Here is a 6,832-nt window from a genome sequence, read left to right on the forward strand (position 1 = left end):
TCGGTGCCGAGTGCGGACAGCTGCAGCGAGGACGCCCACCAGGCCAGCTGCGGCGGCATCAGCGGGGGCGGGCTCAGCTTGGGCCCGCGCTCGCTGATCACGATGGTGCCCGCGAAGACGTCCCCGATCCGTTTGCCCTTGGCGGAGAGCAGGCTGCAGATCACGGCGGGCGCGCCGGCGAACATCCAGATCTCGACGAAACCGGCCAGCGCGCGGAACAACGCCTGCCGGAACCGTTCGGGCCCGCCGTCCTCGGAGACCACCCGCAGGCCCATCGCCAGCTTCCCGAGCGAGCGGCCCCGCGTCGCGGTCTCGAAGACCAGCGGATAGCCGACGAGCACCAGCACGGTGAAGATGATCAGGATCGCCGCCGAGAACGCCTCGTCGAGGCTGCCGGCCGCCGTGGCCCACAGCAGCACGCCCAGCAGGTAGCCGAGGAACACCACGGTCACGTCGATGAGCGCGCCGATGGCCCGCACCGGCAACTGGGCGACCTGCACGTCGAGGACGACGGCGTCCCCGGTGACCACCGTCGCGGACGGGGAGCCCGGCGGCATTCCGGCAGGCAGGGACATGGGTTCGACGCTACTAGACTGCACCGGGTGGACGTCGATGCCTTCGTGGTGGCCCACCGTCCCACCTGGGACCGTCTGGAGCAGCTGATCAAGCGCCGCCGCCGGCTTTCCGGGGCGGAGATCGACGAGCTGGTGGAGCTCTACCAGCGGGTGTCGACCCACCTGTCGATGGTGCGGTCGTCGTCGACGGATTCGGTGCTCATCGGCCGGCTCTCCACGCTCGTGGCGCGGGCACGCGCGGTGGTGACGGGGGCGCACGCACCGATCTGGAGTGAATTCACCCGGTTCTGGACGGTGTCGTTCCCGGTGGTGGCCTACCGGTCCTGGCGGTGGTGGCTGGGCTCGGCGATCGGGGTCATCGTGGTCGCCGTCGCGATCGGGGCCTGGGTGGCGCACAACCCGGAGGTGCAGGCGACGATCGGGACGCCGGCCGAGATCGACAAGCTCGTCAACAACGATTTCGCCGCCTACTACAGCGAGAACCCGGCCGGTTCGTTCGCGCTGCGGGTGTGGGTGAACAACGCCTGGGTCGCCGCCCAGTGCATCGCCTTCGCGGTGCTGCTGGGCATTCCGATCCCCTACGTGCTGTTCCAGAACGCCGCCAACGTCGGGGTGGCCGGCGGCCTGATGTTCGGCGCCGGCAAGGGGGACATCTTCCTCGGGCTGATCATGCCGCACGGCCTGATCGAGCTGACGGCGGTCTTCCTGGCGGCCGCCGTCGGGATGCGGCTGGGCTGGTCGGTGGTCTCGCCGGGCGACCGTCCGCGCGGCCAGGTGCTGGCAGAGCAGGGCCGTGCCGTCGCCTCCGTGGCCGTCGGACTGGTGGCGGTCCTGTTGGTGGCCGGTCTGATCGAGGCGCTGGTGACGCCGTCGCCGTTCCCCACCGCCGTCCGCATCGCCATCGGGGTGGCCGCCGAGGCGGCGTTCCTGACCTACGTCGTCTACTTCGGCCGCCGGGCCGAACGCGCCGGTGAGTCCGGCGATCTCGCCGACGCCCCGGACGTGGTGCCCACCGGCTGAGTTACAGCCTGCCGGTGGCCTTCATCGCCAGATAGCGGTCGGCCAGGGTGGGCGCCAGGTCCTCCGGGGCGGAGTCGACCACCTCGACCCCCGCATGCCGCAACCGGGAGGCGATCACGCCACGGTCGTTGCGGGACTGCTCGGCCGCCGCGGCGTCGTAGACCTCGGCGGCGTCGGCGCGCCCGGCGGCCAGCCGGTCCACGCGGGGATCGGAGACGGCGGCGACGATCACCTGGTGGCGTGCCGACAGCCGCGGCAGCACCGGGAGGAGCCCCTCGTCGAGCGAGGAGGCGTTCAGATCGGTCAGCAGGACCACCAGGGCGCGCCTGCGGACCCGGCGCTGGATCGCCGACACCGTTGCCGCGGCGTCGGATTCGATCAGCGCGGGCGCCAGCGGCGCCATCGCCTCGACCAGCCTGGCGAGCAGTTCGGTGCGCGACGCGCCGATCACCGCGGCGCGGGTGACCCGGTCGTGGGCCAGGAAGTCGACGTGGTCGCCGGCGCGGGAGGCCAGCGCCGCCAGCAGCAGCGCCGCGTCCAGGGACCAGTCCAGGCGCGGCCAGCCGCTCGGGTCGGAGGCGGTGGGGTCCACGCCCACCCGGCCGGCCGAGGTGCGCCCGGTGTCGACGACGATCATCACCCGCCGGTCCCGTTCTGGGCGCCAGGTGCGGACCACCACGTCGGAGCGCCGGGCGGTGGCCCGCCAGTCGATCGAGCGGACGTCGTCGCCGACGACGTATTCGCGCAGCGAGTCGAATTCGGTGCCCTGCCCGCGAATCAGGACCGGCACCAGCCCGTCGAGTTCGCGCAGCCGGGCCAGCCGGGACGGCAGATGGCGACGCGACAGGAACGGCGGAAGGATGCGCACCGCGGCGGGCACCCGGTGGGTGCGCTGCCGGCCGGCCAGGCCCAGCGGGCCGATCGTGCGGGCGGTCACCCCGGCCGACTCCTGATCCCCGCGACGCACCGGACGAAGTCGGGTGGTCACCGACAACGTATGCCCGGCAGGCAGGTCGACGCGGTGCGCGCGGGGCTCCGCGTTGGCGCTGGGCGGCCAGGCGTCGCGCAGCAGACCGCGGAAGCGCCGGCCGCCGCCGTTGTGCACGGTGAGCACCGCACCCACCGGCTGGCCCAGCCGCGCCGAGCGCTCCCCGGACCTGCCGAAGTCCAGGCGGGCCGGGCTGGCCGCCAGCGCGACGTCGAGGCCGACGAGCACCGCGAGCACGGCGGCCATCATCACGAACGCCGTCGCGGGCTGCGGCGACACCGCGATGGGCAGCGCGAACAGCAGCCCCAGCAGGCCGGCGCGTGCGGTGAGGACCACTAGCGCGGCACCGGAACCGACGCCAGGATCCCGTCGAGCACCCCGTCGGGCGTGGCGCCCTCCAGCTCGGCCTCGGGACGCAGGGCGATCCGGTGCCGCAGGGTGGGACGCGCCATCGCCTTGACGTCGTCGGGGGTGACGTAGTGCCGCCCGGACAACCACGCCCAGGAGCGCGCGGTGTTCAGCAGCGCCGTCGACCCGCGCGGCGAGACACCGAGCTGCAGGGCCGGCGACTGCCGGGTGGCCGCGACGACGTCGACGACATAGCCGAGCACCTCGTCGCCCACCAGCACGCGGCGCACCGCGGCCCGGCCGGCGGACAGCTCGTCGGGGCCGGCGACCGGGTTGATCATCGACAGGTCGCGGGGGTCGAAACCGTGGGCGTGCCGGCCCAGGATCGCGACCTCCTGATCGCGGGGCGGCAGCGGGACGTTGAGCTTCAACAGGAACCGGTCGAGCTGGGCCTCGGGCAGCTGATAAGTGCCCTCGTACTCGATCGGGTTCTGAGTGGCGGCCACGATGAACGGATCCGGCAGCATGCGAGGCTCGCCCTCGACGCTGACCTGACGCTCCTCCATCGCCTCCAGCAGTGCCGCCTGGGTTTTCGGCGGTGTCCGGTTGATCTCGTCGGCGAGCATCAGGTTGGTGAACACCGGACCGGCACGGAACTCGAAGGCCGCCGTGCGCGCGTCGTAGACCAGCGATCCGGTGACGTCACCGGGCATCAGGTCCGGGGTGAACTGCACCCGTTTGAACTCCAGCCGCAGCGCGGCCGCCAGCGACCGCACCAGCAGCGTCTTGGCCACTCCCGGAACGCCTTCGAGCAGCACGTGACCCCGGCACAGCAGGGCGATGACCAGACCGCTGACCACCGCTTCCTGGCCCACCACGGCCTTGCCGATCTCGTCGCGCAGGTTCAGCAGGGCCCGGCGCGCCGACTCGCCGGCGGTGTCCGGGGCCGGGGCGGCGGTGTGCGCTGGGGGTTGTGTCACGAGTGGGCGACCTGCCTTTCGATGTCATCGAGCGTGTTCGCGAGGTGCACGAGATCGGTGTCGGTCTGGGGAGCGGGGCCGAACAGGGCGCCGTGCACCACATCGGGGCCGATTCCGCTGCGCGCGGCCGCGGTCGCCACGACGGCGCGGGGGTCCGGGTCGGCGCCCAGCCCCAGGCGGGGGAGCAGGCGTTGCAGGGCCGCGGTGCGCAGCGCGTGGGCGGCGCGGTCGCGGGCACGGCGCGAGCGGTAGAGCCGCCCACGCCCCTCGACGGTTTCGGAGGCGCGCACCACCACGGGCAGGCTCTCGGCCACCAGGGGGCCCAGCCGGCGCACCTTCCACAGGGCCAGCAGCGCGACGACCAGGCACAGCTGCCAGACGACCCAGTCCACCTGTTTGGGTAGCAGGTCGAACGGGGTTGCGGCGCTGTTCTTCTCACCCTGCTGGCGCTGCGGTGCGTACCACACCAGCCGGGGCCGCTCGCCGGCCAGGTTCATCGCCAGCGCCGCATTGCCGTCGCTGAGCAGCCCGGAATTGGTCATGAACTCCGCGGTCCCGACCACCGTGACGGTCCGGTCACCGTCGTGGAAACGCACCAGGGCCCCGTCGTAGCAGCGGGTGAGGTCGAGCCCGTCGGCGCCGCGGTAGGTGTCGGTGGGGCCGAAGTACACGGTGCCGGCGCGGGTGGCCGCGCGCAGATCACAGCCGGGTTCACCGCCCAGGGTGCCGGTCGGGTCCAGCCGCAGCCGCGGCGTGAGTGCGGCGCGGGTGCGGGTGGTGGGTTCCACCAGCAGCAGGTCGGCGGGAGTGTCGGCCAGCCGGCTCAGCAGATCCTCGTCGGCGGTGTAGTAGCTCTGGGCGACCAGCAGCAACGACCCGGCGGTGGCCTCCCGTTCGGCCTCGTCGACGGTGTCCGCGACGACGACGTCGACGCCGCGGCCGCGCAGCAGGGCGGTCAGTGCATGGGCGCCGTGCGGCGACGTGGCGCCGGGGTCCATCCGGCCACCCGGCTTCGGCGCGGTCAGCCACGCGGTCAGCAGCGCCACGGACGCGATGAGCGCCGCCCCCGCCGCGATCCACAGCCAGGTGCGGCGCCGGGCACCCGTCGCCTTCCTCGCCTCCGTCGCCGGTGCCGACCTCACCGCACCTCCGCCCAGCCGTGGGACGGGGCCGCGGTTTCGGCGTCGGGTGACGCCGGTGTGTGCCGCGTGCGCAGGTCGTCGTCGAGGGTGGCCACCTGCCGGTAGGCCTCCGCGGTCCCGGGTTCCTCGCCGTAGGTGACGTCGTTGAAGGCGGTGGCGGCCGCACGGAGCTCACCGGAGAGCCCCGGGATTGCGGCCCCCGCGTCGCGGGCCAGCTCGGTGGCCGTGCGACCGGGTACGGCGGTCAGGATCGAGGTCTCCTCCAGATACCGGGCCACGGCCCGTAACCGGTGGCGGATGGCGCCGGCCCAGTCACCGGCGGCCGCGCACCGTTCGGCTGCCGCGCGGTGCTCGGCGGCGCCGAGTTCGGTCCGCCCGAACAGGCCGGGTTCGGGGCGGCGGTTGGTGCGCATGGTCTTGCGGGCCACCCGGTAGGCGACGACGGCGGCGATCACCACGAGAAGGGCGAGCACGGCGATCGTGAACCAGCCGCCGGGCACCGTGGATCCCTTCAGGATGAGCCGGTAAAGCAGCTCGTCGATCCAGTCCCCGAGCTGTTGGGTCAGCGACTGCTTCGGGTAGATCGGTTTGCCGAGCTCACGCTCGGCGGCCTCGCGCGCCGCGTCGCGGTCGATGTCTACGGTGGGCACAGGCGGCCGGCCTTACTGGCGGGTGAGCCACAGGTGGTCGGTGCTGGCGGCCGGCGCCGGTCCGGCCGTGGCGCCCGTGCGCAGCACCAGGTCGAACGCCTCGGCGCGGATCCTGCGGTCGGTGTAGAGCAGCACGATCACCCCGGCCGAGAACGGGGTCGTGACGATCTGGCCGATGATGGCGCCGACGGTGCCCACCGCACTGCCCAGCACGATGGCGGCGGCGGTCTGATTGCCCGCGGCCACCAGTTGGCCGATCGAGAACGGAATCGCGATGGCCCCGGCGACGGCCGTGGTGACGATCCCGGCCAGCAACCGGATGCCGAACACCCGCCAGAAGTCGGACCGCACCAGCGCCCAGGACCGCTGGATCGATTCGATCACCGGTCGTCGCTCGAGCACGATCGCCACCGGGGCGAAGGAGATCACCGTGTAGACCCAGACGAGGCCGACGAGGACCGCCAGCCCCAGGGGAACCCCGATGAGGACCGTCACGGTGGCGTTGGTCGCGGCGGCGAGGCCGGCGATGAACAACGCGACGACCCCGATCGCCAGCACCAGACCGAGACCCTCGAGCAGGGTGAGGCCCAGCAGCGGCAGGATCCGGTCGCGGATCCTGGCCCACGCCTCGCCGATGCTGATCGGAGAGCCGAACACCGCGCGTCCCACCACGACGGTCAGCATGCCGCTGAGCACGAGCAGGGCCAGCGCCTGCGAGAGGGCCCCGATCACGGAGCCCACCGCTGAGCCGATGAGCGCGGTGGCCGAGTCCGGTTCGCCGCCCCCGGCCAGGGTGCCCAGTTCGCCGCCGACGGCCAGCGGACCGATCTCCAGGATCAGGGCGATCACCTGCGCGATGACCACGACGATCGCGGTCAGACCCAGGCTGGCCTTGGGGTTGGCCCGGATGTAGCGGACCGCCCCGTTGAAGATGTCGCTGAGACTCAGTGGACGCAGCGGGATGACCCCCGGTTGCAGCGCCATCGGGGGCTGCCAGGGATAGCCCGGCGGCGGGTAGCCCGAGCCCGGCGGCGGATAACCGGCGTCCCTTATACACATCGGACGCTGCCGACGACACCCCCTGCTGACGCAGCGTGTGTCGCCACATCTATAACATAACTAAGATCCA

7 protein-coding genes are annotated in these 6,832 nt (G+C 72.7%); 1 reads left to right on the forward strand and 6 read right to left on the reverse strand.

Going from position 1 to position 6,832, the window contains the following annotated elements; translation table 11 throughout:
- Positions 1–557, reverse strand: a 557-nt coding sequence (locus CSR00_RS28900) for an RDD family protein (RefSeq protein WP_141564525.1), incomplete at its 3' end; no start/stop codon positions are given.
- A gap of 45 nt (positions 558–602) precedes the next feature.
- On the opposite strand from CSR00_RS28900, the gene CSR00_RS28905 reads away from it, so the two are divergent.
- Positions 603–1,595, forward strand: coding sequence for a stage II sporulation protein M (locus tag CSR00_RS28905; RefSeq protein WP_099025800.1), 993 nt, complete (start codon positions 603–605; stop codon positions 1,593–1,595).
- A 1-nt stretch (position 1,596) separates the two neighbouring features.
- On the opposite strand, the gene CSR00_RS28910 is transcribed toward CSR00_RS28905, so the two are convergent.
- The 5 genes from CSR00_RS28910 to CSR00_RS28930 are packed head-to-tail and all read right to left on the reverse strand — an operon-like array spanning position 1,597 to position 6,762.
- Entirely contained in the window at positions 1,597–2,919 is a 1,323-nt protein-coding gene (locus CSR00_RS28910; RefSeq protein WP_099025801.1) for a DUF58 domain-containing protein, read from the reverse strand.
- Entirely contained in the window at positions 2,919–3,911 is a 993-nt protein-coding gene (locus CSR00_RS28915; protein ID WP_099025802.1) for an AAA family ATPase, read from the reverse strand. Before CSR00_RS28915 ends, CSR00_RS28910 begins: the two co-directional genes overlap by 1 nt.
- Positions 3,908–5,053, reverse strand: a complete 1,146-nt coding sequence (locus CSR00_RS28920; RefSeq protein WP_176562328.1) for a DUF4350 domain-containing protein — start codon at positions 5,051–5,053, stop codon at positions 3,908–3,910. The genes CSR00_RS28915 and CSR00_RS28920 overlap by 4 nt, the downstream gene beginning before the upstream one ends.
- Complete coding sequence (locus CSR00_RS28925) at positions 5,050–5,703, reverse strand: DUF4129 domain-containing protein (RefSeq protein WP_099025803.1); 654 nt, start codon at positions 5,701–5,703, stop codon at positions 5,050–5,052. The genes CSR00_RS28920 and CSR00_RS28925 overlap by 4 nt, the downstream gene beginning before the upstream one ends.
- Before the next feature lie 12 nt (positions 5,704–5,715).
- A complete protein-coding gene (locus CSR00_RS28930) occupies positions 5,716–6,762 on the reverse strand; it encodes a DUF7847 domain-containing protein (protein ID WP_141564524.1) in 1,047 nt (348 codons plus the stop codon).
- Positions 6,763–6,832 lie beyond the last annotated feature (70 nt).

Source organism: Mycolicibacterium palauense, assembly GCF_002592005.1.
Classification (GTDB): Bacteria; Actinomycetota; Actinomycetes; order Mycobacteriales; family Mycobacteriaceae; genus Mycobacterium; species Mycobacterium palauense.

What these genes read in the sequence shown, in the direction of transcription:
- CSR00_RS28930 (WP_141564524.1), bottom strand. Translation starts at nt 6,762, where the DNA reads ATGTGTATAAGGGACGCCGGTTATCCGCCGCCGGGCTCGGGCTACCCG.